The sequence below is a fragment of the Arachidicoccus terrestris genome, assembly GCF_020042345.1.
Lineage (GTDB): Bacteria > Bacteroidota > Bacteroidia > Chitinophagales > Chitinophagaceae > Arachidicoccus > Arachidicoccus terrestris.
Genome location: NZ_CP083387.1, coordinates 1,565,625 through 1,590,694, shown reverse-complemented (window position 1 = coordinate 1,590,694; position 25,070 = coordinate 1,565,625). Strand labels below are relative to the sequence as shown.

At 43.6% G+C, this 25,070-nt stretch carries 20 protein-coding genes; 14 read left to right on the top strand and 6 right to left on the bottom strand.

What is annotated here, in order from left to right; genetic code table 11:
* Positions 1–15: 15 nt before the first annotated feature.
* Positions 16–3,477: a DUF1080 domain-containing protein gene (locus tag K9M52_RS06385; protein WP_224071227.1), complete on the bottom strand. Its 3,462-nt coding sequence runs from the start codon at positions 3,475–3,477 to the stop codon at positions 16–18.
* Positions 3,478–3,538: 61 nt separating this feature from the next.
* A complete protein-coding gene (locus tag K9M52_RS06380; protein ID WP_224071226.1) occupies positions 3,539–4,810 on the bottom strand; it encodes a Gfo/Idh/MocA family oxidoreductase in 1,272 nt (423 codons plus the stop codon).
* Between the two features lie 403 nt (positions 4,811–5,213).
* Between K9M52_RS06380 and K9M52_RS06375 the strand changes: the two genes are divergently transcribed.
* The 12 genes from K9M52_RS06375 (at position 5,214) to K9M52_RS06320 (ending at position 16,318) form a co-directional block, all read left to right on the top strand.
* Complete coding sequence (locus K9M52_RS06375; protein ID WP_224071225.1) at positions 5,214–6,068, top strand: helix-turn-helix domain-containing protein; 855 nt, start codon at positions 5,214–5,216, stop codon at positions 6,066–6,068.
* Between the two features lie 181 nt (positions 6,069–6,249).
* Positions 6,250–7,614: an amidohydrolase gene (locus tag K9M52_RS06370; RefSeq protein ID WP_224071224.1), complete on the top strand. Its 1,365-nt coding sequence runs from the start codon at positions 6,250–6,252 to the stop codon at positions 7,612–7,614.
* 50 nt (positions 7,615–7,664) lie between these two features.
* Positions 7,665–8,936: an amidohydrolase gene (locus K9M52_RS06365; RefSeq protein ID WP_224071223.1), complete on the top strand. Its 1,272-nt coding sequence runs from the start codon at positions 7,665–7,667 to the stop codon at positions 8,934–8,936.
* Positions 8,937–9,202: 266 nt separating this feature from the next.
* A complete protein-coding gene (locus tag K9M52_RS06360; RefSeq protein WP_224071222.1) occupies positions 9,203–10,321 on the top strand; it encodes a glycoside hydrolase family 43 protein in 1,119 nt (372 codons plus the stop codon).
* Between the two features lie 230 nt (positions 10,322–10,551).
* Positions 10,552–11,808: a DUF2264 domain-containing protein gene (locus K9M52_RS06355; RefSeq protein ID WP_224071221.1), complete on the top strand. Its 1,257-nt coding sequence runs from the start codon at positions 10,552–10,554 to the stop codon at positions 11,806–11,808.
* Positions 11,809–11,926: 118 nt separating this feature from the next.
* Positions 11,927–12,331, top strand: a complete 405-nt coding sequence (locus K9M52_RS06350; RefSeq protein ID WP_224071220.1) for an Rrf2 family transcriptional regulator — start codon at positions 11,927–11,929, stop codon at positions 12,329–12,331.
* Positions 12,332–12,419: 88 nt separating this feature from the next.
* Positions 12,420–13,058: an NAD(P)-dependent oxidoreductase gene (locus K9M52_RS06345; RefSeq protein WP_224071219.1), complete on the top strand. Its 639-nt coding sequence runs from the start codon at positions 12,420–12,422 to the stop codon at positions 13,056–13,058.
* Between the two features lie 370 nt (positions 13,059–13,428).
* Complete coding sequence (locus K9M52_RS06340) at positions 13,429–13,692, top strand: DUF2059 domain-containing protein (protein WP_224071218.1); 264 nt, start codon at positions 13,429–13,431, stop codon at positions 13,690–13,692.
* A 35-nt stretch (positions 13,693–13,727) separates the two neighbouring features.
* On the top strand, positions 13,728–13,871 hold the full coding sequence (locus K9M52_RS06335; protein ID WP_224071217.1) for a hypothetical protein: 144 nt from the start codon (positions 13,728–13,730) through the stop codon (positions 13,869–13,871).
* An 82-nt stretch (positions 13,872–13,953) separates the two neighbouring features.
* On the top strand, positions 13,954–14,502 hold the full coding sequence (locus K9M52_RS06330; protein WP_224071216.1) for a methylated-DNA--[protein]-cysteine S-methyltransferase: 549 nt from the start codon (positions 13,954–13,956) through the stop codon (positions 14,500–14,502).
* 561 nt (positions 14,503–15,063) lie between these two features.
* On the top strand, positions 15,064–15,312 hold the full coding sequence (locus K9M52_RS06325; protein ID WP_224071215.1) for a hypothetical protein: 249 nt from the start codon (positions 15,064–15,066) through the stop codon (positions 15,310–15,312).
* Between the two features lie 181 nt (positions 15,313–15,493).
* Positions 15,494–16,318 (top strand): META domain-containing protein, encoded by an 825-nt coding sequence (locus K9M52_RS06320; RefSeq protein ID WP_224071214.1) that lies wholly within the window; start codon positions 15,494–15,496, stop codon positions 16,316–16,318.
* A gap of 10 nt (positions 16,319–16,328) precedes the next feature.
* Here K9M52_RS06320 and K9M52_RS06315 read toward each other — a convergent pair whose 3' ends face one another.
* Positions 16,329–16,571: a hypothetical protein gene (locus K9M52_RS06315; RefSeq protein ID WP_224071213.1), complete on the bottom strand. Its 243-nt coding sequence runs from the start codon at positions 16,569–16,571 to the stop codon at positions 16,329–16,331.
* A gap of 274 nt (positions 16,572–16,845) precedes the next feature.
* On the opposite strand from K9M52_RS06315, the gene K9M52_RS06310 reads away from it, so the two are divergent.
* On the top strand, positions 16,846–17,952 hold the full coding sequence (locus K9M52_RS06310; RefSeq protein ID WP_224071212.1) for an alpha/beta fold hydrolase: 1,107 nt from the start codon (positions 16,846–16,848) through the stop codon (positions 17,950–17,952).
* Positions 17,953–18,067: 115 nt separating this feature from the next.
* On the opposite strand, the gene K9M52_RS06305 is transcribed toward K9M52_RS06310, so the two are convergent.
* Positions 18,068–18,772 carry an NUDIX hydrolase gene (locus K9M52_RS06305; RefSeq protein ID WP_224071211.1) on the bottom strand — a complete coding sequence of 235 codons (705 nt, stop codon included), beginning with the start codon at positions 18,770–18,772 and terminating at the stop codon, positions 18,068–18,070.
* A gap of 307 nt (positions 18,773–19,079) precedes the next feature.
* On the opposite strand from K9M52_RS06305, the gene K9M52_RS06300 reads away from it, so the two are divergent.
* On the top strand, positions 19,080–20,219 hold the full coding sequence (locus tag K9M52_RS06300; protein ID WP_224071210.1) for an aldose epimerase family protein: 1,140 nt from the start codon (positions 19,080–19,082) through the stop codon (positions 20,217–20,219).
* A gap of 116 nt (positions 20,220–20,335) precedes the next feature.
* Here the strand turns inward: K9M52_RS06300 and K9M52_RS06295 are convergent, their stop codons facing one another.
* Positions 20,336–21,925 carry a RagB/SusD family nutrient uptake outer membrane protein gene (locus tag K9M52_RS06295; RefSeq protein ID WP_224071209.1) on the bottom strand — a complete coding sequence of 530 codons (1,590 nt, stop codon included), beginning with the start codon at positions 21,923–21,925 and terminating at the stop codon, positions 20,336–20,338.
* A 17-nt stretch (positions 21,926–21,942) separates the two neighbouring features.
* A complete protein-coding gene (locus K9M52_RS06290) occupies positions 21,943–24,912 on the bottom strand; it encodes a SusC/RagA family TonB-linked outer membrane protein (protein ID WP_224071208.1) in 2,970 nt (989 codons plus the stop codon).
* Between the last annotated feature and the right edge of the window lie 158 nt (positions 24,913–25,070).

Genomic DNA, 25,070 nt, shown 5'->3' with positions numbered 1-25,070 from the left:
ATTTAAAGGTTAAAGCTATTTTTTGCTCAGGTCCTTTATCCGGATATTTCTAAAATAAACGGTGGAACCATGACCCAGAAAGCCAATATGGCCGGTAGTCCGCTGTAGCCCCGGATGCTTTTTACCATCCATTGCGCCGTGTTTCCTGGCTTCTGTAATATCACCATCTAAGATAACGGTTCCATTTAAAATGACTTTGATTTTTGGGCCTTTAACAATTACTTCTTCCTGATTCCACTCACCCACAGGTTTCAGGTAGCCTCTTTTGGAGGGTATCGTTCCGTAAACGGAACCGTGGTATTGATATTTGTGTAAATTTTTATAGATAGGCGCTGTATTGTCCAGAATCTGCAGTTCCATACCTGCATAGGCTGCGTCGCCTTCCAATGGGGCACGAATACCTAGTCCGTTATTAGCGCCGGGTGTCAGTTTAAATTCAAAGCGGTAGTCGAAATCACTATATTCTTTCTTGGTATACAGATTACCTCCTGAGCCCTTGCCCGGTTTGGGGCTTACGACCAGGTTGTCATCCTGAATAAAATAATCTCTTGTATTTCCTTCCCAATTAAACATATTGGTTCCGTCAAACAAGACCTGGTAGCCTTCTTGCTTCTCTTCTGCGCTTAACTCAAAAGGCTTTGCACGGGGGAGCTCTTTGATATAAATATCACGGTAGACCACAGGAGAGCCGTGGGCCTGTAATTCAATTTGCTCCTTGGCAAATATGGGCAGGGATCTGTCCCAGTAGTTCTCCAGGATGACATTATCTGTAACCAATATGCCATTCAGGTATACGGTCACCCGGTCGCCCTTCATGATAATCTTGAATGTATTCCACTCACCCAGTGGGTTGTCAGCGACAACTAGGGGTTTGCTTTCATGGATTTTGTTATTATAAAGCCCTCCGGATCCGACCTCGGCGCCAACGTTTCTGCGGGAAGTATCCCAGATCTGAACTTGGGGAGTGCCTCTCAGATAAATGCCCGCATCACCTTCTCCCTTGCCGTCGTCGATGATTTTCCAGTCGACCAGCATGACAAAATCTCCGTATTGTTTCTCAGTAGCCAGGTTATTGCCGTGACTCATAAAATGAAGTTCACCATCCATGACTTTCCAGCTGTCCTGCATGGCAATATTCGCTTTTTTCTGCGCTGCATCCAGTGTGGCGGCGTCCATTTTAGCCCGTTTGATCGGATCCTCTACTAACCCTTTCCACCCTGTCAGGTCCTTTCCGTTGAATAAGGAAACGAAGCCGGCTCCCGGTTGCATATCTTCTAAATATTTACGGATGGCTTCTTTTTGATACTGGCTATCATTTCCCGAAAGGACATTCATGGTTTTTGTCAGTAAGCTACGGACCAGTTCCCCTTTATATTCCCCTGCAAGGGCGACTTCCATGATCGTGTGGGCTGCTGCCTGCTGTAGTCCCTGATTGTCCAGAAATTGTCCTGCATAGACAAGTGTATTAAAGCATTCAGCATCTTTCAGCGATGTAAGAATTGTTTGTTTTTCCTGTGTATTGTCAGCGATCTGGAAGGCGTCTCTTAATAATAGTAGTCTTTCTTCTGCTGGATAATCTGTCTTTTGGACCAACCCCAATACGCCCTTTAGCGCTTCTTGCTTTTCGCCCGTATCTTTTGACTGACGTGCAATATTGAGTAATGTATTGACTGCTTCTTTATCTGACCAACCGGACAGGGCAGCTAAGGCAGCGGATTTATTGGACCCCTTACCTGAGCCGTATGCCGTAGATACGGCCTTTAAAGCGGTAGTCCCGCCCACGCTGGCCAGGACCCGATAATATAGCGCCTGCTTATCCGCCGGTGCGGATTGCATTTTTTGCAATACGGAAGACGCTATTTGATCTTTTTTCTGTTGGCCTCCATTATTTAATGCGGACCCCAGCGCAGCGATCACTGCATCCTGCACCTGTGGCGCATGTGTATCAGAAGTGCTGTTCAAAAGGGAATATAACTGAGGCAGGTCTTTTTGGATGACGACATCAGGCAATGCTTTGTAGGCTGCGCTGCTGATAGCCGGATCACTGCTCTTTAGAGCAGTGTAGACAGTTTGGATCTCACTATTGGCACTGCGGGCAGCAAGTACCTGCAACAAAGCTACTTGTGCGGTAGCGGGCAACTGTTTACTACCCGACAAAGCAGCTGCCGCTTCATGTGTGACACCGGCACCTTTTAACTGAAGCAGAGATTTTGTAATGACATCTGTTTCTTGTTTGTTGGCATCCGGCAAAAGTTTGATCAAATCTCCGGTTACAGACGCACCACCAATATTGGCAGCGGCTTCTATTGCGGCCAGCTTAACGGCAGGTGTTGGACTATTAAAGAGCGCTGTGATACCTGGAAGTGTGCTTTCGTTTTTCTCCCGACCCAGTACATGTAAAATATCTACCTGTGCTTCTGGTTTAGCTTTGGAAAGCAGTTGGAGCCACCCGGAAGCGGTCTCATTACTTAAAGACGGGGCTGCAAATGCGAGTGCTGAAGCTCTGAGGTCGGCATCACTACCCTTTAAGGCCTCTTGAAAATACTTATTCTCAATGCCAGGACCCGCTGCCATCAGCGTTTTTAATGCCGCGGTACGCACCCCGATCTGATTGATGGCAGTGGCCTTGTTGTAAATATTTTTTGCAGCTTTCGTTGCCTGGTCTTTGTGCCCGTTTTGAACTAAATGCGACAGGTAAAGCTCAAAGGAAGCCACAGCATTGGTATTGTCATATTTGTATCCGGCTCGCTCAGCTGCTTTTTGCATGACAGGTAAAGATGCAGGGTCTCCTAACTTCGCCAAAGAGTACAGTGCCACTTTCGCCATTTTGGGATCGGACGAATTTGCCAGTTTAGATAGCGGGCCTGCAGCTGGCATATAACCAGCGTCTCCCAGTGCCTCTGCAATAGAGGTGGCCGCCTGGCCTTTAGCTGCAGATAAACCTGTCAGGAGCGCTTTAAAGGCTTGCTCAGACCCTATCTTGACCAGCGTCCGGGCTGCAGGGTCTGCCAGGAAATTATCGACCAGATAAGGAGCAATTCCTGTGACGGCTTCATCATTGCCTACAAGCATGAGCTGCTCTATTATGAATTCTTTATTTTGCTTGTCATCCAGTAAGGGCAGTGCCTTGAGATAGGACTGCATTGCCATGTTACGAAGTGTTTCTCTGTTCGGTCCACTGGCGTACATTGTCAACCCGCCAATAGCATAATCTAATTTAGCGTTAGACGTTTTTCCCGGAGCGGCAAGGCCTTTAATAAGTAATACCAGGCCATCAACGCCCAAATGCTGAGTTTCCTCAATATTTTTAACCAGCAATGCGGAGTCCTGCGCAGGAACCGCTGCTAATAAATCCGCGATTTTTGTCGTGGTGGTACGCCTGTCTTGTTCCACCTGTGCATGCACCATGCTGCTGGTAGTTCCCAGCCCGATTAAAGCAAGCGCAACCGGTGTTGCAAATCTTTTTAAGGTAAACATATAAATCAATTAAATCTGTTAGTAGAATATAAATAAAGTAAAACGGCCCATTCTTATCAACTTAAATCGTATATGGCGCGCGCATGACCGGCATCAGCATCCTGTTGGCGGCTTCGTCTCCGATGAACTCTTGTTTTTCGGGGTCAAATCTTAGCGAACGACCTAGCCGCAAAGCCACCATGCCTATATTGACAATTGTACAGGAATGGTAACCGTTTCTTTCGTTGAGCGCAAAAGGACGTCTGGTTTTTACAGACTCCGTGAAAGTCGTGATCTGCGGAGCCGGATCCGGGAATGCAGCCAGCTTACGCTCCAGGTCAGGAATATCTGATTTAAAGCCCGGGTAAAGTTTTCCTTTAGGACCTTCTATATAGGGAACTTCCGTGTCTTTACCTTCTCCATCCAATATGATTTTGCAGCCATCGGCATAGGTATAGGTAATTCGTCGCCAGGTGCCAACGGCATCGGGATGCTGTTGAGGGGCATCCACTTCCACTAATACAGGACTGGTTTCATCTTTTCCTAAAAAATACTGAATGGGATCCAGATAATGTTGCCCCATATCGCTCAGCCCACCACCGTCATAATCCCAGTAGCCTCTAAAGGTTTGATGTACTCTGTGTTTGTTGTAAGGCTTAAATTGAGCCGGTCCCAGCCAGGTATCGTAATCCAGCTCTTGTGGAACAGGCTGTGGTGTCAGATGTTCTTTCCCCACCCAATAGAATTTCCAGTCAAAGCCTGTGTGTTTACCTACGCGAACTGTTAACGGCCAGCCTAATAAGCCACTGTCTACCAGTTTTTTTATCGGTTTAACAGTGGTGCCCATACCGTAAAAAATATCTTTAAATCTAAACCAGGTATTGAGCCGGAAGATGCGGCCATGCTGTTCCATGGCTTCCATGACTCTTTTCCCCTCTCCGATAGAATGGGTCATCGGTTTTTCACACCATATATCTTTGCCTGCGGCAGCCGCGTCCACTGCTATAATGCCATGCCAGTGCGGGGGGGTGGCGATATGTACAATATCGACTTCCGGTAATTGAATCAGTTCCCGGTAGTCATGGAAAGTCTTGACTTTATTTTTTAGCATACCTGCTGCATGCGCCAGGTGTTTTTTGTCCACGTCACAGATAGCCACTACCGGTGTGTTTTCATAAGCAAAATGATTGACGCCCATACCGCCGACACCAATAACCGCTTTAGTCAGTTTATCACTGGGTGCCAGGAAGCCCTTGCCTCCTAATACAAATCTTGGCACAATGGTAATGCCAGCAAGGACGGTAGAAGTCTTTTTAATAAAGTCCCTTCTAGACTGTGAATGCTCCTTTTCCATAGGAAATAAGAATTTAGATAAGTAAAGTAAAAATAATCGTTTAATGGGAGGAGTTGAAGATACAAATTAATTGCAGTTTTTCTGAAATAGAGCTAAGATAATTTACCAAGTCCAGACAAGCGCAATTTCTTGTATGAATGCTTAGGCTCCTTTATCTAATATATTCAATTGCACCTTTTTATGAAGATTCCGGAAGCTCTTGCTATCTTATTTAAAATTATTAAAGAATTGATGAGAACTTAGTGAAAAAAATATAGTTTCCACGTAAGCAGGTCCAGCAAAAATGTAGGTATCAAAAAGCAGAGAAGACTTGTTGATCTGGAAAAATATTATCTTTACGAACATCTGAGGTATTTTTTCTGTAGATGTTGTATACCTGGGGACTTCCTAAAATCAAAGTACATTGGACAACAACCCGACATCCCGGATCCCTGTTATACGAATGGATGGGTTTCGTGAAACCCAGACCGCAGGGGCGGAGCAATTAATCTTTAACGAGATTCGAGGGGGGAATTTTATTGCCAAGCCGCACAAGCATGATTTTTTTATGATTATTTTGTTTGTGAAGGGTAACGGGGTGCATATGATCGACTCCCTGGAATATCAGATTGCCAATCGCCAGGTCCACGTGTTGTTCCCGGGCCAGATCCACAAATGGAGTATTGAAACAGGGACAGAGGGCTATCAATTGATGATTGAAAAGCCTTTGCTGGAACAATTTGCTCCTTATTTCCGGTTCTCCTTTACGAATTATCAGAACCATCCAGTGATTCGGCTCTCCGAAGAAAGCTTTGATGGATTGACCCATAGTTTTGACGCGATCAAAACGGAGTTGCATCATCAAACGCCTTTGTTACAATTGATCACAGCCTATGCAGGTGTTATTGCTGCTACTGTGAGCAAAGAAGCAGAACGCAGTTTTCAGGAATTTCAGGTTTATCAGAGTCATCCTATCCTGGCCAGGTTCAATATGCTGATTGATGAATCCTATAAGGAGCAGAAATCGGTATCTTATTATGCCGGGAAGTTGCATCTTACCGCTAACTATCTCAATATTCTTTGCAAGAAACATTTGAAGGTTTCTGCTACGCAGCTTATTAATCAGAGGATCGTACTGGAAGCCAAAAGATTCTTGCAATGTACAAGCCTGTCCATTAAAGAAATTGCCTATGAATTAGGGTACAACGACCATGCACATTTTTCTAATTTTTTTAAATCCAGAACTGCTGTGCCTCCTTCTGCCTTTAGACAGAAATAATAAATTTTACAAGTAATAGCAGTATTTATACAAACGATTGGCCTTTACGCCTTCTTACCTTTGTCCGTGTGAGCGTTAAAAACACCCTCGGCGATAATTGTCTGCCGTTGTAGGTGTTGCAGTTGAAATCGTGTCTTATTGGTCATATAAATGTAATGTCAAAAACAGCAATTTAATCTTTATGGTAAAAGCAACTGATAAATCTCAGGCAGCAGGACTTTCCAGAAAAGCCTTTATCCGCAATGCAGCATGGACCCTGATGGGGACAGCCGTTGCGCCTTCCTTGTTAAAAGCTGGCGTAAGCGGAACGAATGTAATGCCCGGAATGCACAATGGTGGATTTACCGGGCATTATACACTTAAGAATGTTCGTCTGGAAACTGGCTTCGAGTATAAGGACGGAGAGGTAGTGGCGACGCAAACGGGTTTATTTTGCGTGGAAGTAGAAGGCCCGAAAATTCTGTCAGTAGCAGCGAATAAGCCAGAAGCAAACGCCATTGATGCGGGAGGCAAATTGATGCTGCCTTCCTTCAAAGACATGCATATACATTTAGATAAGACCTTTTATGGCGATAAATGGCGTGCAGTCAGAAGAGGAGCAGGCGGCGTCAAGGGTATGATCGAGCTAGAGCAAAAGATCTTGCCCGATATGCTTAAAAATTCCACTTATAAAGCAGAGAAATTAATAGAACTTTTGCAGTCCAAAGGCTCTGGCTTTGCTCGCAGTCATGTAAATATTGAGCCTACTTCTAAGTTGCTGTCTCTTAAACATCTGCAGGCTGCTCTCGAAAACAAAAAGCAAAGCTTTGGTGCCGAATTGGTGGCTTTCCCCCAACACGGCGTTTTCTACACAGATTCCGCACCTTATATGCGGGAAGCCGCTCAGTCTGGAATTGATTTTATCGGTGGTGTAGATCCTTACACCGTAGATGGTGCTATTGAGAAGACCATGGATTTTACAGTGGGACTGGCACTGGAATTTAATAAAGGTATTGATATACATCTCCATGAAACCGGTGATTCCGGATTGCAGACAGTGGAATACCTGGTTAAAAAGGTGCAGGAGAATCCTGTATTAAAAGGGAAAACCTACCTGAGTCATTGTTTTTGCCTGGCCAGAATCAGCAAAGACAAGCAAGAAGAAATGGCCGCCAGGCTCTCTGATGCTCAAATCGGCATTGTTTCGACCATTCCTTTTGGCGGATTGATCATGCCAATCCCCACCTTATTAAAACATAAGGTAAAAGTGATGACGGGCAATGACAGTATTGTGGACCATTGGAGTACCTTTGGAAAAGGCAGTGTGCTGGAGAAGGCGCATGTTGCCGCTCAGTTATATGGTAAAAGGACGGAGTTTGATTTGTCAAGAATGTTATCACTGGCTACTTCGGGGCCTATCCCATTAGATGATAAAGGCGTTCAGGTCTGGCCAAAGGCGGGTGATACGGCAGATTTCGTGCTCATAGAGGCCAGCTGCTCAGCCGAAGCGATTGCCAGGATTTCGCCGGTAAAATCACTCTATTACAAGGGTAATCATGTTTTTTGATAAGATATCCGGTATTCAGATAAAGAATTCATCAACCAATCAGTAAGATTATGTCAGAGATAGGCAATAAATTGAATAGTAATGCTGCCGCAGATAACTATATAATAAAAAATGTACTGCTGGAAACAGGGTTTATAAAGGATGCAACAGGAGCGTTTATTAACGCGACCGAAACAGCTTTGTATAATGTTGCCGTAGAAAGCGGAAAAATAGCCAAGTTGTGGACCGGGAATGCCGGCACAACCGAGTCTGATATCGTAGATGCGAAAGGCTTTCTTATGCTACCAGCATTTAAGGATATGCATGTACACCTGGACAAGACGCTGTATGGTCTGCCCTGGCAGGCGGTGAATACCGGGCGAAGGACTATTTATGATATGATCGCCTATGAACAAGAGATCATTCCTGAATTACTCAAGACCTCGACAAAGCGGGCGGAGCAATTGATAGACCTTATGCAAAGTTATGGTACCACGTTTGCCCGCACCCATTTTAATGTTGACCCGACTTCCGGTCTTCACTCTCTGGAAAACCTGCAAAAGGCACTGGACAATTTGAATGGACGTTTTAATGCAGAATTAGTGGCTTTTCCCCAGCACGGGGTCTTTTATACAGATAGTGCAGCGTTGTTAAAAGAAGCAGCCAAGCTGGATAGTGTCAGATTTATCGGTGGCGTGGATCCTTATGGTGTAGACAGGGCCATTAAAAAAGTGCTTGACTTCACTGTTAGCCTCGCACTGGATAACAGTAAGGGGATAGATATACATTTGCATGATGGTGGTAAGGAAGGTTTGGAAACAGTGGAATACCTGATACAGAAGGTAGAAGAGAACCCTTCACTGAAAGGTAATACCTATATCAGTCATGCATTTGTCTTAGGTCGGCTGGATCAAAAAACACTGGACCGGATTGCGGAAAGTCTGGCTGCAGCAAAAATAGGTATCGTTTCCTCAATCCCATTTGCGGGCCTTGTGATGCCGGTCCCGACACTGATACGCCACGGCGTTCAGGTGCTCGCCGGCAATGATAATATCCAGGACCACTGGAGCACATTCGGTTCTGGCAGTATGCTGCAAAAGGCAAATCTAATGGCGCAGCTCTATGGATGGTCGTCGGAGTATGATCTGTCGCGAACCTTAAGATTCGCGACAGGCAATGTGCTGCCACTGACAGACCAAGGGGAGCATAGCTGGCCGGCAGCCGGTGATCCGGCAGAATTTGTACTGGTGAATGCCAGCTGTTCCGCAGAGGCAGTTGCCAGGATTGCACCTGTGAAAGCATTTGCCCATAAAGGCGATATAAACTGGACTATGGAAGGATAAGTTTTATTTTTTCGTTCATCACGAGGTCTGTTCGTTATATATTTAGCGGACAGACCTTGTGCTTTTGAGGACTTGAAGAGAACGTGCACGCTATAAAGGGACTAATGTCAGATAAATATTGGAAGATCACCTTTACAGAATAAAACTGTGGATGTTACAATTAAATTGAAAACGACTATATTTGGCAGAAGCTGATGTGGCATAATGAAAGATCAGGTATTTATTCGGCGGGGTAACTTATTGAATCAAAGCGGTAAAATATAAAGATGTTTTTTAAATTAACACTACTGAGAAAGCTAAAATACAGCAGTTTGGCAGGCATAGCGGCTTTGCTATGGCTGCTGTCGGGTCAGATGAATGCCCTTTTTGCCCAGACGACGAAGGGTTACGGGTATCTATACTGCCATATGAGTCAGAAAGGTGAGTACACGGCATATGCGCTTAGCCGGGATGGCATTCATTTTCAGGAGCTATTGGATGGTGACCCGGTCTACGACCCTGCAAGGCTTTCCAGAATAGAAGGCGGCAGCAGGGATGCTTTTATCGCAAGAGCTGGTAAAGGAAATGGGTATGTGATGGTTGTCACTGATATGTCTAATCACAAAAGCCATAGCTGGCACAACTATGGGATTGATTTACTGAAAAGCGATGATCTGATAAATTGGTCCTCAGTCAGCTTTGATTTTAGAAAAGGGCCAGGCATTTTTTGTGACAGCGATAGCCCTGATTTTTATAAAGATTATGGAGCAATATGCCGGGTATGGGCACCACAGATTATCTGGGATGCCAGGTATCAATGGCCTGACGGCCAGAAAGGTGGATATATGATCTATTATTCACTGCTCAATGCTAAAGAAGACAGATATGACCGGATATTTTATTCGTATGCAGACGCTTCTTTTACTAAGCTAACGAAGCCCCGCTTACTGATAGATTGGGGATATGCGACAATAGATGCCGATATTCATTATATAGCTGCAGACAGAAAGTATCATCTGTTGATAAAAAAGGAGGGTGGGACACCCGGTATCTTTACATCAACATCCGGAAAACTTACCGGGCCTTATCACTTACCCGATGATAAAGATTACATTAATTTTGAAAGCAGCAGGAAAGTAGAGGGCCCATCAGCGTTTCAACGTATAGGAGATTCGACCTGGCGGATCGCTTATGTAGAATACAGTTCCAGGCCGACAAAATACCGGCTCTGTGAGGCAGATGAATTCATGCATAATTTTCACACACCTGAAGATATAGGAGGTGATGTTGCCGGTACGGCGCAGCATGGTTCTTTTTTAGTGCTGACTAAGAAGGAATATAAAAGATTAGCGCACTGGTCGGCTGTATATCTGAAGCGGAAAAAAGGCGGCTCAAAAATGAGATAGGAGGCTGCGTTCTTTTCCTGATAGCAGGCGCTGCTGGTAAATTTTTTTGCGCAGCTGTATCAATACTATAAATTTGTAGACATACGCCTGTCTTAATCAGATCTGGTTGCGTGTACGCGCTGTATGCAGCATTTGTGACAGGAAGAGATTTTGTTCCAGGTAAGTTTATCAATTTAATTTTTATATTTTGGGCCCGGCCGTCAGGCTTAACCCATGTAAAACCGAACGCAATGCAACAAATCGCTACAGTAAGTACCAGAATTAAACATGCGATTCTGCCCAGTCTCATACTGCTGTTAATGAGTTCCGCATCCGTAATGGCTAGTGGCTTCAATAACAGTGATGGGACGAGAGAAAGAGTGTACCTGGTCAAAAGCCTGGTCAAAATTGCTGATCCGGTATTGACAGCACTCAGTGAAAATAAATTAGTTGAACGTATGCCCGTAGAGGCAGTAGCAAAGGGTAGGGAACAATATACCTATTTAGAAGCATTTGGTCGATTGCTGGCAGGCATGGCACCCTGGCTGGAATTAGGCCCGGATCAGTCAAAGGAAGGCCGGCTAAGGGAAAAATATATTTTGCTGGCGCGCAAATGTCTGCACAACGCAACGGATCCAGATAGCCCTGATTTTATGAATTTCAATAAAGGTAGTCAGCCCGTCGTGGATGCTGCTTTTCTCGTGCAGGCATTGCTTCGCGCGCCGCATCAGCTGTGGGATCCATTAGATACCAAAACCAAAGATAATATCCTGACCGCACTTCGGTCAACCCGGGTAATAACACCTGGCAATAATAACTGGCTTCTGTTCAGTGCCATGGTGGAAGCAGCTATTCTTAAATTTACGGGTACCTGCGAAATGGCCCCGATTGAAAAAGCGATAGATGCGCATATGAAATGGTATGTGGGTGACGGAACCTACGGAGATGGCCCCCATTATCATTGGGATTATTATAATTCATACGTAATACAGCCAATGTTTCTGGAAGTATTGCGGGAACTTCTTGATGCAAAAGTAAATCCCGGCAAATACAACAAAATATATGAGTTGGTGCTTAAAAGAGCAACCCGGTATGCTTACATTCAGGAATCTCTGATCTCTCCTGAAGGCACTTATCCGCCACTGGGTCGTTCACTGGCCTACCGCTTTGGCGCTTTTCAGCATTTGTCCAAAATGGCCCTGATGGAACACCTGCCCGAAGGAATTCAACCCCAAGAGGTCCGAGCGGCTTTGTACACTGTGATTAAAAGACAGTTATCCATGAAAGGCACTTTTGATAAAGATGGATGGCTGCGTATCGGTATGGCAGGACACCAAAGAAGAATAGCGCAGGGGTACATTTCGACAGGTAGCCTGTATTTATGTTCAGAAGCATTTTTGATTTTAGGCCTGCCGGAAAATAACGCACTCTGGCAAGGGCCGGATCAGGAATGGATTGGCAAAAAAGTCTGGAAGGGAGAGGATATCTCGATTGATCATTCCATTTGAGGAAACACAGCTGACGAAAACTTAAATTTTTCAAAATTCCAATGCTCGATAGCGGAATTTTGTTATTTTTGTACTGTAATAATTATTGTTACAGTTTGGTTACTTAACTGATACAATCATGAACGGCAGGTTTCCTATCGCGATTCATATTATGACGCTGCTCAGTTATACCCAGGAGCAGTTATCCTCGGATTATATTGCCGGTAGTCTGAATGTAAATCCCGTTTTAGTCAGAAAGGCTTTACGGGATTTAATGGCCAAAGGTTTAGTCGTGAGTAAAGAAGGCAAAAACGGGGGCTATTTGTTGAGTCGTAGTGCAGCAACGATCTTCTTATCAGAGGTATACAGGTCGGTAAAACCGGAAGCAATACTGGGAGCTTCCAGGAACATACCGAATCCGGATTGTCCCGTTGGGCGCCAAATAACTGGCCAGTTAGAGCAGCTGTATCAGGATATAGAACGGCAACTGGAAGCCCAGCTGGCAAATCAGTCTTTGGCGGAATTTTGTAACAGGTTTAAATAGGATATCTATAGTAGATCTTCCATTTGTGATGCTGTAAACTGTAATAAAAAATGTTTCAATTTATTTTATAATCTCAAATTCAAAACACATGAAAATTGTTATTGTCGGCGCCACAGGATTTGTGGGCAAAGCCTTGGTTAAAGAAGCCAGCGATAGAGGCCTGGAGGTTACAGCAGCCGCCAGAGATGCGGGTAAAGTACCTGATCTTCCCGGTGTGAAAGCGGTATCAGCGGATGTAAAACAGCCGCAGGTGTTGAAAACATTGTTTCAGGAGCAGGATGCAGTCGTTAATGCTTTCAATGCCGGCTGGCAAAACCCCAACCTATATCAGGATTTTATGGATGGTTGTGCTTCCATACAAAAGGCAACCCATGAGGCCGGTGTAAAAAGATTACTGGTAATTGGTGGTGCAGGCAGTTTGTTTATAGATGGTCAGCAATTGGTTGACACCCCCGCTTTTCCGGCCGAGTGGAAGCAAGGTGCTACTGCGGCCAGGGACTATCTGAATATATTGGTTGAAGACAAAGCCCTTGACTGGACTTTTGTAAGCCCGGCTATTGAGCTGGTGCCTGGAAAAAGAACGGCGAAGTTTAGACTGGGGGCAGATAGTCCGGTATTTGACCAGAACGGAAAGAGCAGGATTTCGGTAGAAGATTTGGCGGTTGCTGTTATAAACGAGCTTGAAGAGCCCGAACATATCCGACAAAGGTTTACATTGGGATACTGATACCGTTCTTGCTGCATAAAAAGGCCGCGATTTTTATTATATGAAACGCGGCCCCATTGTGTTTTTCGACATGTGGTAAGCATACGAATTAAAGCAAAAAATTATCATCTAAAGTCGTTCAGTTCGGTGAAAACCGGCAGGGGACAATATCTGAAGGAACCGGGTATCAGATAAGGTTTCTTCCTGCCGGACCTTGAAAAACCATTATTTATGCAAAGATGGGCGGGATGGCGATAAATTGTTTATGAATTTGGGAAAACGATTGTCGGAAACTGGAAAATTAAGGTAAGTCATGGGCGCTACCGGAAGTTTATTTTCAATCAAAGTGATAATGTTATTTTCGTTTAATTTTGAATAAAATAAACGCATCATGAGAAAATTCCTGATAACCCTGACATTGTTGACATGTTTTATAACAGGCGCCCTATTTCAGGGACATGCACAGGTAAATGACCAGACACCCTATGTAGGTACGCAAAGTGAAGCAGCAGTATGTGAACTGCTCGAACTGACGGGGGCCAAAAAGAATATGCAGACAATGCTTGACGCAATGGTAATTACCTATAAAAAACAAATTCCCAATTTATCCTCTGAGTATCTGGAAGCATTGCAAAACACATTCAATTACGCCTGATTGCTTTCTACAAAACGCCTCTGGGCCAGAAATTAATGCAGGAAACGCCCAAGATCCTTCAGGAATGCATGGAACTCGGTGCAAAATGGGGTGCGGAGGCCGGACGGAAAGTATTGGAAGATTATAAGAACAAACCGACAGCAGATCAGGAAGCGCCTCCTATTTTGGAGGATCGATAGAAACTTATAGCCGGTTTTGGATAAAATGTTTAGTATTTTAATTAAATTTGTAAGGGAGCTGCTAAAAATGGCTTCTTTTCAAATGACGGTAAATGAAACTTCCTCTATAAACGTACGCGTTTTAAATACACCTTTGGGATGTATGGTTGCCGCTGCCTCGAATACTGGCCTTATCTTGCTGGAGTTTGGAAGTCTGGCTCAGATCCGGAAGGATTTAAATAAGTTAGCCACCCAGACTGATAGAGAATGGGCGGTGGCCGATCATCCTATTCTTCAACAGACAGCCAGTGAACTACAAGCCTACTTTTCCGGAAACCTGAAGCGCTTTACGATACCGCTGGATCCGTATGGTAATACATTTGCACAATCCGTCTGGCAAACGCTTCTTAGAATTCCCTATGGAGAAACCTGGACCTATAAAAAACAGGCAGAAATGATGAAAAACCCCCTGGCTATTCGGGCGATCGCGGCCACCAATGGCCGTAACCCGATCGCAATCATTATTCCGTGCCACAGAGTGATTGGCAGCAATGGCAGTCTGACGGGTTACGCCGGTGGATTGGAGAAAAAAAAATGGCTGCTTCAGTTGGAGCGGTCCAATAGCCCTGTGCCGTCAGGAAGTCTTTTTTAATATTTTCCCTTACTTATTTTGTTGAAAACTAAGTAGTTATTTCTTTTTTTTGAACATTTGACCCGTTTTCAGCTTAAAACTGAAAAAATCAGAAAAATAAATGGGTGAAAAATAGCGGTTAAACTTTCGTTGAGGTACTTATATACACCCACGGTCGTTTTGTGCGGGTCTTGGTCATTAACCATGGAAGACACAGTGTTGCTCTTGGCATATTGTCGATGCCAATAGTATAGTACGGACAATAAATAAACAGGGAAATTCCCCTAAAAACGTGAAATGAAAATGAAAAGGAAAAAAAGTTCAACTTTTTCAAAATACACGATTTTATGGTTAATCGCAGGTTATTTTCTCCTGTGGGCAATCGCATTTGCCTGGCTTGCCGGTTTATTACGTTTCTTTTAATAATGAACTGCTACGTTAACTTTTCATTAATCTCTGAAATTTATTTTTGAGTACGGTTGTTTTTTACTAACTTCGATAAACGTTTATCGAGGTACACACAAGTGTAGAAGGTGCTGCTTAAAAATTTGATAACCTTGTGTATCTTCAAAACTAATACTCATGAAACTACTGTTCTATTATCTCCAGATTCTGCTACCAGTGGCGCTCATGGTTTATTTGTATGAACGCGAACTGTATGCAACCACCCTTGTTGCGATTTTGGTTTATGTACTTCTTTATCGCCCGCTTGTAGATAGTCATCGATTGATTCGCCTGGGAGAGATGCCCAGGAAGGATCGATGGAAAATGTTTATTCCCTTCTACGGCGCTAAGTATTTTGGCGCACTTTATTTTGGTGCCTTGTCCTGATTTCAATCTTACTGGTAGGAAACCGGAAATAGTCTACTTTTGTTGAAGCAATAATTTCTTTTAGCTGAGATAAATGAACATATGTTCAAAAACTATTTGTAGCATTTTAAACACCTCTCACGTTTATATAGTCCAAATACTATCCATTCATCGAATGGGTGCAAACCTAAAAAACACAAAGATGGAAAAAGGACTTGGATTTAGACATAGCTGTTTCTTGGTTATCCTGTTAGGTGGATGGATATCGCTGAGCATCGGATGTAAAAATACTCAGAAAGCAGCCGTTGGATCGAATCGCCCAGACAAAAAAATACAGAATGTCGATAATTCCCATAACAGTCGCAATTCTCTGGATTGGGCAGGTGTATATGCCGGAAAAATGCCTTGCGATGACTGCGCCGCCATTAACGCAGAATTAACGCTAAATGCAGACGATACATATATACTTAGATATGAATATGAAGGTAAAAGTGATTCAACAGTTATTAAGACCGGGACATTCCAGTGGGATGCAACAGGTTCTAAAATTTCAATGAATTTATTAGCTGACACCGGATTTACTTATCAGGTTATTGAAAACGGATTGGATCAATTAGATCAAAATGGTCAGCCTATTGAGGGCGCTGCTTCTAATTTGTCTAAATTCAGAAAAATGGATGAACATAAAATTGAGGAGAAATATTGGAAGCTCACCCAAATCAATGGGCAGCCTGTACAGTTTAAGGGAAATAAAGAGCCCCACATGATTTTAAAGTCTGCGGACAGCACTGTCAGGGGTTTTGCCGGTTGCAATGGTTTTGGTGGTCACTTTGAGTTGTTACCAGGTAACCGTATCCGTTTTTCTAAATTAATATCTACCATGATGGCTTGCCCGGACCTGTCTTTAGAAACATCTTTTTTAAAGCTCCTGGAGAAAGCTGATAACTATACACAACATGGAGACACCCTGTATTTAAATAAAGCCAGAATGGCGCCCCTGGCTCAGTTTGTCGCTGTTTATCTCTAAATTTCGCTCTTTAGGATTCAATCAATTCCAGGTCCAGCATATGATAGGCGTCCCCAGACACCCTGCTTTCAGCAATTTGAACGTGTGTGCGTAATTTGACAGGAATACCTAAAAGGTCAAGCTCCAGAATATCACCATCCTGGTATATATTGCCTGCTGCCAGTAACTCGTTCATTCGGGCTACCAATGCCTCCTTTTGTTCAGGATAGGTATCCCAGTAGGGATGTTCATTAATAGAAAGGATTTGTTCCATAATCCGTTGTTTTTCCAAAAATAAACCTTTACCTTCAGATTTCCATTGGCAATTCCGGGTAAAGGTTTATTTGGTTGGTATTGAATACATTCTTTTTAAAAAAGTATTCAAGCGTTTTTCCCGTGCTGAAGATGATTGTAGCGGTTCCAAAACAGAGTTGTGAAGTAATGAGGGTGGATTTGACCAAAGAAAGATGTATTGCGGCTGTTTTAATATATTTCATTGACCTGATGCCTGAATGTGGATTTACCTGACACCTAACGGTTTTATAGTTATGATTAAGTTCAAATGTTACTCCCTGACCTATGTGCTGTTTCCCCTTGTTCTTCTATTAAGCTTCGGCATTTCTTGCAAGCGCATTGCTCCTAAATTGATTGATAAAGAAGTCTATATCCCTGTAAAAGACAATAGCCTGTATATGCGCCTGTCGGGGAATGCAAACGGACCTATTATTGTAATGCTTCATGGCGGACCGGGTGGAACGTCGGGCTTTGACAGGGAGTTTTATAAAGATCCTATGGAGGAGCAATACCTGATGGCTTATCTGGACCAACGGGGTTGCGGTAAATCGCCTAGAGAGAAAAACGACAGTCTTATTACTATGGCGCAATTTGTGGCCGATCTTGATGCGGTGATTGATACATTACATCATCAGTATCCCGATCAATCTATTCATTTACTGGGTGGTTCCTGGGGAGGCACTTATGGTTTTTTATATCTGTTGGCCCATCAGGATAAGATCCGCTCCTTTATCTGTGTGAGTGGTAAAGTGGATGGCCCATATGAAAATAAAGTGCTGATTGACCATGAAATGGCGCTTGTAGCATCAGAACTGAATGCCATGGAAGATACAACTTCTGCCACTGCTGACACTCTTCGCCAGATTGCCCTGGAGTTAAAGCGCATTGCAAATAGCGATTTTGACCGGTTTTTTAAAGATGTTGAACTTCTGAAATTTAAGTTTCCCAAGAAGCTGGGCTTTAATGCTTACTGGTACGATAGCGTCGCGCACAATAAAGCAGTCCAATTGGGAAAAGACAGCGCGTTCTACGCAAGGGCACATTATGATATGGCTAGTTATGATAGTGTCACTGAAAAAGGTACACATGTAAATCAGGTATTCAGAAACACACCGGCATATAATCGTATTCAGTTAACAGGGCGGTTGGCTGAGATCCATGTTCCGGTGGCTGTAATTGGCGGCGCAGAAGATTATGTAGTAGGGCCGGGCCACGCCAATCTTATTTATGAAGCGCTTACGGGGCTAAACCAAAATCAAAAAGAGTTACATATTATGGCTGGCGCTGCCCATAATGTAAATATGGAAGCCGCAGATGCGTACTACCCCATTGTAAAGGCTTTTTTAGCGAAGCATCCTTAATTGGTCAGTATTTTATGGGCTGAACATAGCGGTCTGGAGACGTTGTCATAATGGAGAAGGGGGAGTTTTAAAGTCCTCCTTCTCCAGGTTGTAAAAGTTATCCTCATCAGTTAACCTATAAAAGATGATCAGGGTTTGGAATAAACTTCAGGAAAGAATGGAAGTTTTCTATGTATTGTTTTTTGTTTAGCTTATAGTAGTATGCGCCTTTTTTAGAGGCTGACATATCTTTCTCTTTCAGCTTTATCAAAAGGGAAGTAGAAAGCACTTTTCTGCTAAAGTTCCTTTTATCAAACACGGTATCATATACATCCTCATACAGATTCTGCAGTTGGGGCATGGTAAATTTCTCCGGTAAGAGTTCAAATAAAATTGGATGTAGGGACGCCTTATAACGCAGCCGCTTTTTAGCCAGATCAATCATCCTGTCATGATCGAATATGAGTTTGGGGTGCTTTTTAAGTGGGAACCAGGCCGCAGAATATGTATCGCTTATTTTTTCTTTATACTGATTGATATCGATCAGGGCAAAGTAAGAAATACTGATTGTTCTTTCTTCCGGGTCTCTTTTGGGTTGTCCAAAAGCCTTAAGTTGTTCCAGATAAACGCCTTTCAACCCAGTCAGCTGATGCAGTATTCTTTTTGCAGCGCCATCCAGGTTTTCCTGGGGTTCAACAAATCCGCCCATCAGCGACCATTTACCTTTTTTGGGCTCGAACCCTCTTTTAATTAAAAGCAGGTTAAGGTGTTCTCCATCGAAGCCGAAAATAATACAATCAACGGCCACCAGGTAATGTTCTTGTCCTTTGTATTGCGTCATAAAAAAAACAGTTTGAATTTCGATTTCAGTTTCAATCGATAAATAATAAAGGGTTATTATACGTAAAGATATTATATTCTATACAATTCTTAATTATTTCCCCAACGTTAAATGTTAAAGTTCAGCTTAATTTGATTTGATTTGTTGGTTACAAAGACGGATTCCGCCATAAAAAATATTCTTTTGTCCAGTATAATTCAGAAAAATTGCTGACCTTCATTTCTGTTTAAGTCGGCCTATATAAATTGTCATATATACAAATATAATTTGTACTTTTATTCTATCTTAACTCAAAAATGAATATACGATGAATAAAAAACGGTATTTCGGCTTATGTTCTATAGCCTTGGCCATGGGTTTGATTTCCTGCGGAACTGCTAGTCAGAAAGGAAATAACACATCAGATAGTAGTAAGGTAGCTATCACAGTGTCAGACTGGGGCAGCTACGAAGGTAATCCTGTATATTTATACCATTTAAACAATGGACATGGCACAAGAATGGCTATCTCCAACTACGGTGGCACTATTACCTCATGGCGTTTTCCCGATCGAAATGCAGATACCAGTGAGATTATTATCGGTTTTGACAGCCTGAGTGGCTATCTGGCACACCCTCCTTATTTTGGGGCATTGATCGGCAGATATGCCAATCGTATTGCTAAAGGTAAATTTGCGCTGGATGGCAAAAATTATCAATTAGCCGTTAATGATGGTAATAATCATTTGCATGGGGGCATCAAAGGTTTTGATAAGGTCCTCTGGCAGGTTGAAGTGCCAGATAGTAACAAAACTACATTGATTTTGCATTATACCTCTAAAGACGGGGAAGAAGGATATCCTGGCAACCTCCAGGTTACGGTAAAATACGAACTTACTGATGATAATCAATTGCATATCATTTACGACGCAACAACAGATAAGGCAACACCTGTGAACCTGACCAACCATAGTTATTTTAATCTTTCCGGTGATCTCGCCAGAACTATCCTGGACGAGCAGCTCACCATTCATGCGCCCGGTTATTCTCCGGTAGAGGACCAGATCCCGACCGGTATGCCTGTGTCTGTAGTGGGGACTCCCTTTGATTTTAATACGGCAACAGCTATAGGCGCCAGAATCTCTCAGGTGCCGGGCGGATATGATCATAATTGGGCATTGGATACGACTCATGGCGCTAAGGAGCCCGTCGCGACATTGTTCGATAGTATATCGGGAAGGCAATTGGACGTATATACAACTCAACCGGGATTGCAGTTCTATTCTGGCAATTTCCTGGATGGCAGTATTACCGCAAGAGGACACGCCGTGATTAAGTATGATGGTCTGGCACTTGAAACGCAGCATTTTCCCGACAGCCCTAATGAACCTAAGTTCCCGAATACAATTCTCAGACCAGGTGAGCATTACCATGAAGAGACGACCTATGCTTTGTCTATCAAAAGGTAGGGGAGGGCTGTTGGTTGGGCTGCATTATGTATTTCTTTCCAATTAAAACGCTGGGCGGGTATGTAGGAATACCGCCCGGCGTTTTTTTAGCGACTATATCAGACTGACTTTGTTATTTAATATCCGGGGTTCTGTTTGAGATTGGAGTTTGAATTAAGGACGCTTTCCGGAATGCTGAATAGTTGTCTGTAAGCGCCAACTGGTTTATGTTGGAACCACATTTTGGTTGAATACACACCAAAACGGATCATATCTTGTCTTCTGTGTGCTTCTGCCGCGAATTCCCATCCCAGCTCATCGTAGAACCGGCCATATTTAATATCGGCGCCTCCCTCATCGGTAGTAATCTTCCCATTTTTGACATACCCGTAATTATAGACACTGCCTTTTTGTAAATCGACACCAGTTACCTTCGCTTTGCCAGGATTTGATTTGAAGTCTCTTGCTCTGACCTGTGTTACCAGCGCCGCGGCTTCTTCTTCTTTCCCGGTGCGCAACAGGCTCTCAGCTTTCATGAGCAGTATATCTGCATATCTGAAAATCGGAAAATCATTACTCAGCGATCCTTTAGCACCCATTTTGATCTCATATTTTCCTATCGGAAACCCGTAATTAAAAGGATTGCCTCCCGCCTGGTCAATATTAATCAGAGAATCAATATAGTCGATGGCCACCTCGCCTTCGGGTGTGATCTGAGGCCCCATGATCCAGGATTTTTCCAGGCGGCTGTCATCCGGGTCATAGGTGTGTATAAACTGGGGAACGGCACAGCTGCCGCCCCAGGGCTGGGCCTGGAGGTTATACACTTTCTGATCTGCGGGCTTCAGCGTCTTCATATGAATGATAAACCCTGTCGCTTTTGTCTCGTCATATGGTACCGCAAAGATGATTTCCCGAGAGTTCTCATTTTCGGTAACAAAATTGGATTTATAATCCGGTTCGAGTATGTATTTATCGCTGGCGATAACCTTATCACACGTTTCAATACACTTTTGCCATTGTGCGGTTCCGGTATAAACCCCCGCATTCAGGTAGATTTTGGCGAGCAGGGTATAACCTGCCCATTGGTTAAAACGGCCGTAGGTCTTTGAACTGACTTCATCACTAAGTAAAGGAATATTTTCGGTTAGCTCAGCTATCAGAAAATCGTAAAGTTCTTTACGAGTGTTTTGTTTTGGCAGTTCATCACTGGTAAAGTCTGTAACGATCGGGACATTTCCGAAATTATCCAATAATTGATAGTAACAGAAGTCTCTGGCGACTTTCATCTCAGCAATAATTGCTTCCTTACCTTCACTGACGGGAAGGTCTCCTGATGCTATTTGACTTAGTACCCGGTTGGCGGCATTGATACCGTTAAAGCAATTATACCATAAAGTTTCCGGCTGACCTTCGGTAGGCGTCCACAGATGCTGATGCATCCTGATATAAGTGCCTCCGTCATACCACCCGTTTGGGCGAACCGGGGTTACAATGGCGTCTGCACTCTCTTCCTGCAAATCAAAATTGCCATACCAGGCTGCCCACATCGGCCGGAAACTAATATAAACCGGCGCAATAATCGAGGCGATATCGCTTTCTGTCGGATTAAAATTATCACTGATGATTTCAGAATAGTCGTTGACATCTAATTTGGTACATCCGGCTGTCGCTGAGAGAACAGACACCGCCAGCAACCCTTTATACAGATATTTTAATGTTTTCATTTTTAAAGATTTTGTGTTTAGAAGGTAAGGTTAACGCCCAGTGTAAAAGTCCTGGTCGTGGGGTATTTGTCTCTATCATCATTGCCCGGAGCAAGTCCGCTGCGGTTTACCTCAGGATCGATACCTTTATAACCTGTGATCGTAACCAAGTTAAGCCCGGATGCATACAGTCTTGCCGATTGGAATGTTTTGTTCTTTTTCAAGGCAAGGGTATATCCCAGGGTGATATTGTCTATTTTCCAGTAGTCGCCATTTTCCAGATAATAGCTTACATAGGATAGGTCGTAATCAAGTTGGGCTTTGTTATACACCTTTTCAAAAGCGGATTTGAGCATATTATATTGTGCGTTACGTGGGTTTTCGTAAAAGAGACGCAGAAAGTTGAGCACTTTATAGTCAAAGGCGCCATGCATATTAATACTGAGATCAAATTGCTTATATCTGACTGAGTTGTTCCATGAGAAGTAATATTTAGGTAAACCATTGCCTAGAATTCGCTTGTCATCCTCGTTTGCTTCTTTGATAGAAATAGTTTCACCATCTTTATTCAGCACTTGCCATACACCATTTTCATCAATTCCGACTGACTGCCAGCCGTAGAAATTGCCGATAGGCTGGCCAACTTCAACCCGGTGCGTATATGTCTGGATAGGCTCACCAGTGTATCCTGCGGTGAAGAAGTCCTGGGTAAGGTTAAATTCACTGTTATTAATGGAAACTAATGTATTTTTATTAGTAGAGAAGGTAAGGCCGGAATTCCAGGAGAAATCTTTAGTTGTCACCGGATTAAAATTTAGGAGCACTTCTACTCCTTCATTGCGCATTTGTCCCACATTAGCCAGGATTGTGTTATACAGGTATGGAGGCACAGGTACTGGGTAATCATATAACATGTCTTTCGTATTTCTACGATAAGCATCAATGCTGCCGGAAACAAAATGATTGAATAGCTCAAAATCAATACCGACATTATACTCTTCTTTTTGCTCCCATCTTAGATTCGGATTTGGGTTTCTGGTAGGAGACAGGCCTTGCACCCAATTGCCATTATATAGAAAGCGGTCTCCATAGTTTAACGTGGTTAAGGCATCATAATCATCGGTTGGTGCCGTACCTGTTATTCCAAAACCAACACGAAGTTTCAGATCGTTGATTATTTTATTGTTCCTTAGAAAAGCCTCCTGACTGATCCGCCAGCCGGCAGATATCGCCGGAAACATACCCCAGCGGTAATTTTTTCCGAATTTGGAAGAACCTTCTCTGCGTAGGGAGGCCATAAACAGGTACTTCTCAGCGTAATTGTAATTTACCCTGCCGAAGAAGCCAATGAGTTTATTTTCTGTCTTGCTGCTGCCCATGCCGGCACTGCCTTCAGACAACGCGTCACCTGCGCCTATGTTATTATACCCATAGCTGTCGGTGGGAAAATACCAGTTGTTTTCCCAGAAACCTTCTGCCATGGCATCCTGATAGCTGTAACCTCCGAGAACATTAAGGTGGTGGGCACCGAAAGCCTTATCATAATTAGCGGTAAACTCTATAAGATGGTCCTCAGTATTGGACTGGCCTCTTGAGGCATAAGCGTTACCCCACCCGTTAGCTTCATTGGAAGGATAGTAACTCTTGGTTGCATACCCTCTGGACTGCATCCAGCTGTTGTCAGATGCCAGTAATTTAAAAGATAATGCCTTGATAGGCTGATAAGTGATACTCCCATTCAGGCGTATTTCCTTTTCTGTATTTTCTCCGTCTACGCCCTCCAGCAGGGCCACCGGGTTATCATAAAAATAACCATCTCTGGTAACATAGCTGCCGTCAGTATGACGAACGCTATCCGTAGGATTACGAATCAGTGCCTGTCGGTAAATATAGGTGTTGAAACTATAGCCATCTCCGCCAGCCCAGTACTTTCTTTTTGACATTATGGCGTTCAAGTGAATTTTTACTTTATCATTGAACATCGCATGGTGAATGTCAAAGTTGCCTCTAAAGTCGGTATTGTCGGAACGTTTGAGTAGTCCTTGCCAGTTACGGTAATTGATATTAGCAGTGTAATTGGTTTGCGCATTACCTCCCTGCAGTAGAATATTATGGGTATGGCTGACCGGTGTCCGGGAGATCTCATCGAACCAGTCTGTAGAGGTTCCATAATCTGTGTACGCGACCCCTTCTTTTATCAGACGGCGGTAGTCAGATGCATCAAGGAATTCCGGTCTTTTGGCAATGGTTTGTATACTGATGTAGCCATCATATTGCAATTTTGCCTGGTTCTTATTATACTGCTTTGTCGTTATTAGTATAACGCCATTAGTCGCACGTGTGCCGTAAATGGCGGCAGCAGAGCCGTCTTTCAATACATCTACAGAAGCAATGTCTTCGGGAGAAACTGTTTTCAGGTCGCCGGGAATACCATTAATAAGGATCAGTGGAGAAGTGGAAGACATTAATGTCGGAATGCCGCGTAACATGATTTCCGTACCTGCCGTCGGGTCTCCGGTGGAGGAGGAAACGCTCAGGCCCGCTACTTTACCTGTAATTAATTGGGCCGCATCTTTTACGGCACCTTTGACAAAGTCTTTGGACTTAACGGTACCGATGGCACCAGTTACAACTTCTTTTTTCTCTGTCCCGTATCCGACCACTACCACGTCTCCCAGTATGTTGGAGGCATTTTGTAGGGAAATGTTCAGCGGATTATGATCTGCGACGACATGCTGACTGATATAGCCGACAAAATGAAAGATCAGCGTGTCTGTTGCATTAGCCTGAAGCTCATAATGGCCGTTCTGGTCCGAAGTGGTGCCTGTAGTTGAATTTTGTAGGGTGACTGATACGCCGGGCAGGGGTTCACCTGTTTCAAGTGAGCGAACTGTGCCTGATAAACTACGCGTTTTCTGAGCCGCCACGGGAAGTAATTGGCAGAACAGCAGGAGCAGCGTTAACAGCAAGCTGCCTCCCAGTGTTCCCTTTGGAATTTCTGTCTTCATTTTTTTGTTTTTAGTGGTTGAATGTTTGATTTTCTGCATCTGGATTAAGATAGATAGGATGGGATTTGACCAATTATATTCAATGTCCGGAAATTACTTTCTGGGCTCCTGACACCTTTCGGTAATAATTACTAATAACCCTATTAGCGTAAAGATTC

Bases quoted from the DNA above. Each gene is read 5' to 3' on its own strand.
- K9M52_RS06360 (WP_224071222.1), top strand. From the start codon at position 9,203: ATGTTTTTTAAATTAACACTACTGAGAAAGCTAAAATACAGCAGTTTG.
- K9M52_RS06330 (WP_224071216.1), top strand. From the start codon at position 13,954: ATGACGGTAAATGAAACTTCCTCTATAAACGTACGCGTTTTAAATACA.
- K9M52_RS06315 (WP_224071213.1), bottom strand. From the start codon at position 16,571: ATGGAACAAATCCTTTCTATTAATGAACATCCCTACTGGGATACCTAT.
- K9M52_RS06335 (WP_224071217.1), top strand. From the start codon at position 13,728: ATGCAGGAAACGCCCAAGATCCTTCAGGAATGCATGGAACTCGGTGCA.
- K9M52_RS06345 (WP_224071219.1), top strand. From the start codon at position 12,420: ATGAAAATTGTTATTGTCGGCGCCACAGGATTTGTGGGCAAAGCCTTG.
- K9M52_RS06370 (WP_224071224.1), top strand. From the start codon at position 6,250: ATGGTAAAAGCAACTGATAAATCTCAGGCAGCAGGACTTTCCAGAAAA.
- K9M52_RS06380 (WP_224071226.1), bottom strand. From the start codon at position 4,810: ATGGAAAAGGAGCATTCACAGTCTAGAAGGGACTTTATTAAAAAGACT.
- K9M52_RS06365 (WP_224071223.1), top strand. From the start codon at position 7,665: ATGTCAGAGATAGGCAATAAATTGAATAGTAATGCTGCCGCAGATAAC.
- K9M52_RS06290 (WP_224071208.1), bottom strand. From the start codon at position 24,912: ATGAAGACAGAAATTCCAAAGGGAACACTGGGAGGCAGCTTGCTGTTA.
- K9M52_RS06350 (WP_224071220.1), top strand. From the start codon at position 11,927: ATGAACGGCAGGTTTCCTATCGCGATTCATATTATGACGCTGCTCAGT.
- K9M52_RS06340 (WP_224071218.1), top strand. From the start codon at position 13,429: ATGAGAAAATTCCTGATAACCCTGACATTGTTGACATGTTTTATAACA.
- K9M52_RS06355 (WP_224071221.1), top strand. From the start codon at position 10,552: ATGCAACAAATCGCTACAGTAAGTACCAGAATTAAACATGCGATTCTG.
- K9M52_RS06305 (WP_224071211.1), bottom strand. From the start codon at position 18,772: ATGACGCAATACAAAGGACAAGAACATTACCTGGTGGCCGTTGATTGT.
- K9M52_RS06385 (WP_224071227.1), bottom strand. From the start codon at position 3,477: ATGTTTACCTTAAAAAGATTTGCAACACCGGTTGCGCTTGCTTTAATC.
- K9M52_RS06320 (WP_224071214.1), top strand. From the start codon at position 15,494: ATGGAAAAAGGACTTGGATTTAGACATAGCTGTTTCTTGGTTATCCTG.
- K9M52_RS06310 (WP_224071212.1), top strand. From the start codon at position 16,846: ATGATTAAGTTCAAATGTTACTCCCTGACCTATGTGCTGTTTCCCCTT.
- K9M52_RS06325 (WP_224071215.1), top strand. From the start codon at position 15,064: ATGAAACTACTGTTCTATTATCTCCAGATTCTGCTACCAGTGGCGCTC.
- K9M52_RS06295 (WP_224071209.1), bottom strand. From the start codon at position 21,925: ATGAAAACATTAAAATATCTGTATAAAGGGTTGCTGGCGGTGTCTGTT.
- K9M52_RS06300 (WP_224071210.1), top strand. From the start codon at position 19,080: ATGAATAAAAAACGGTATTTCGGCTTATGTTCTATAGCCTTGGCCATG.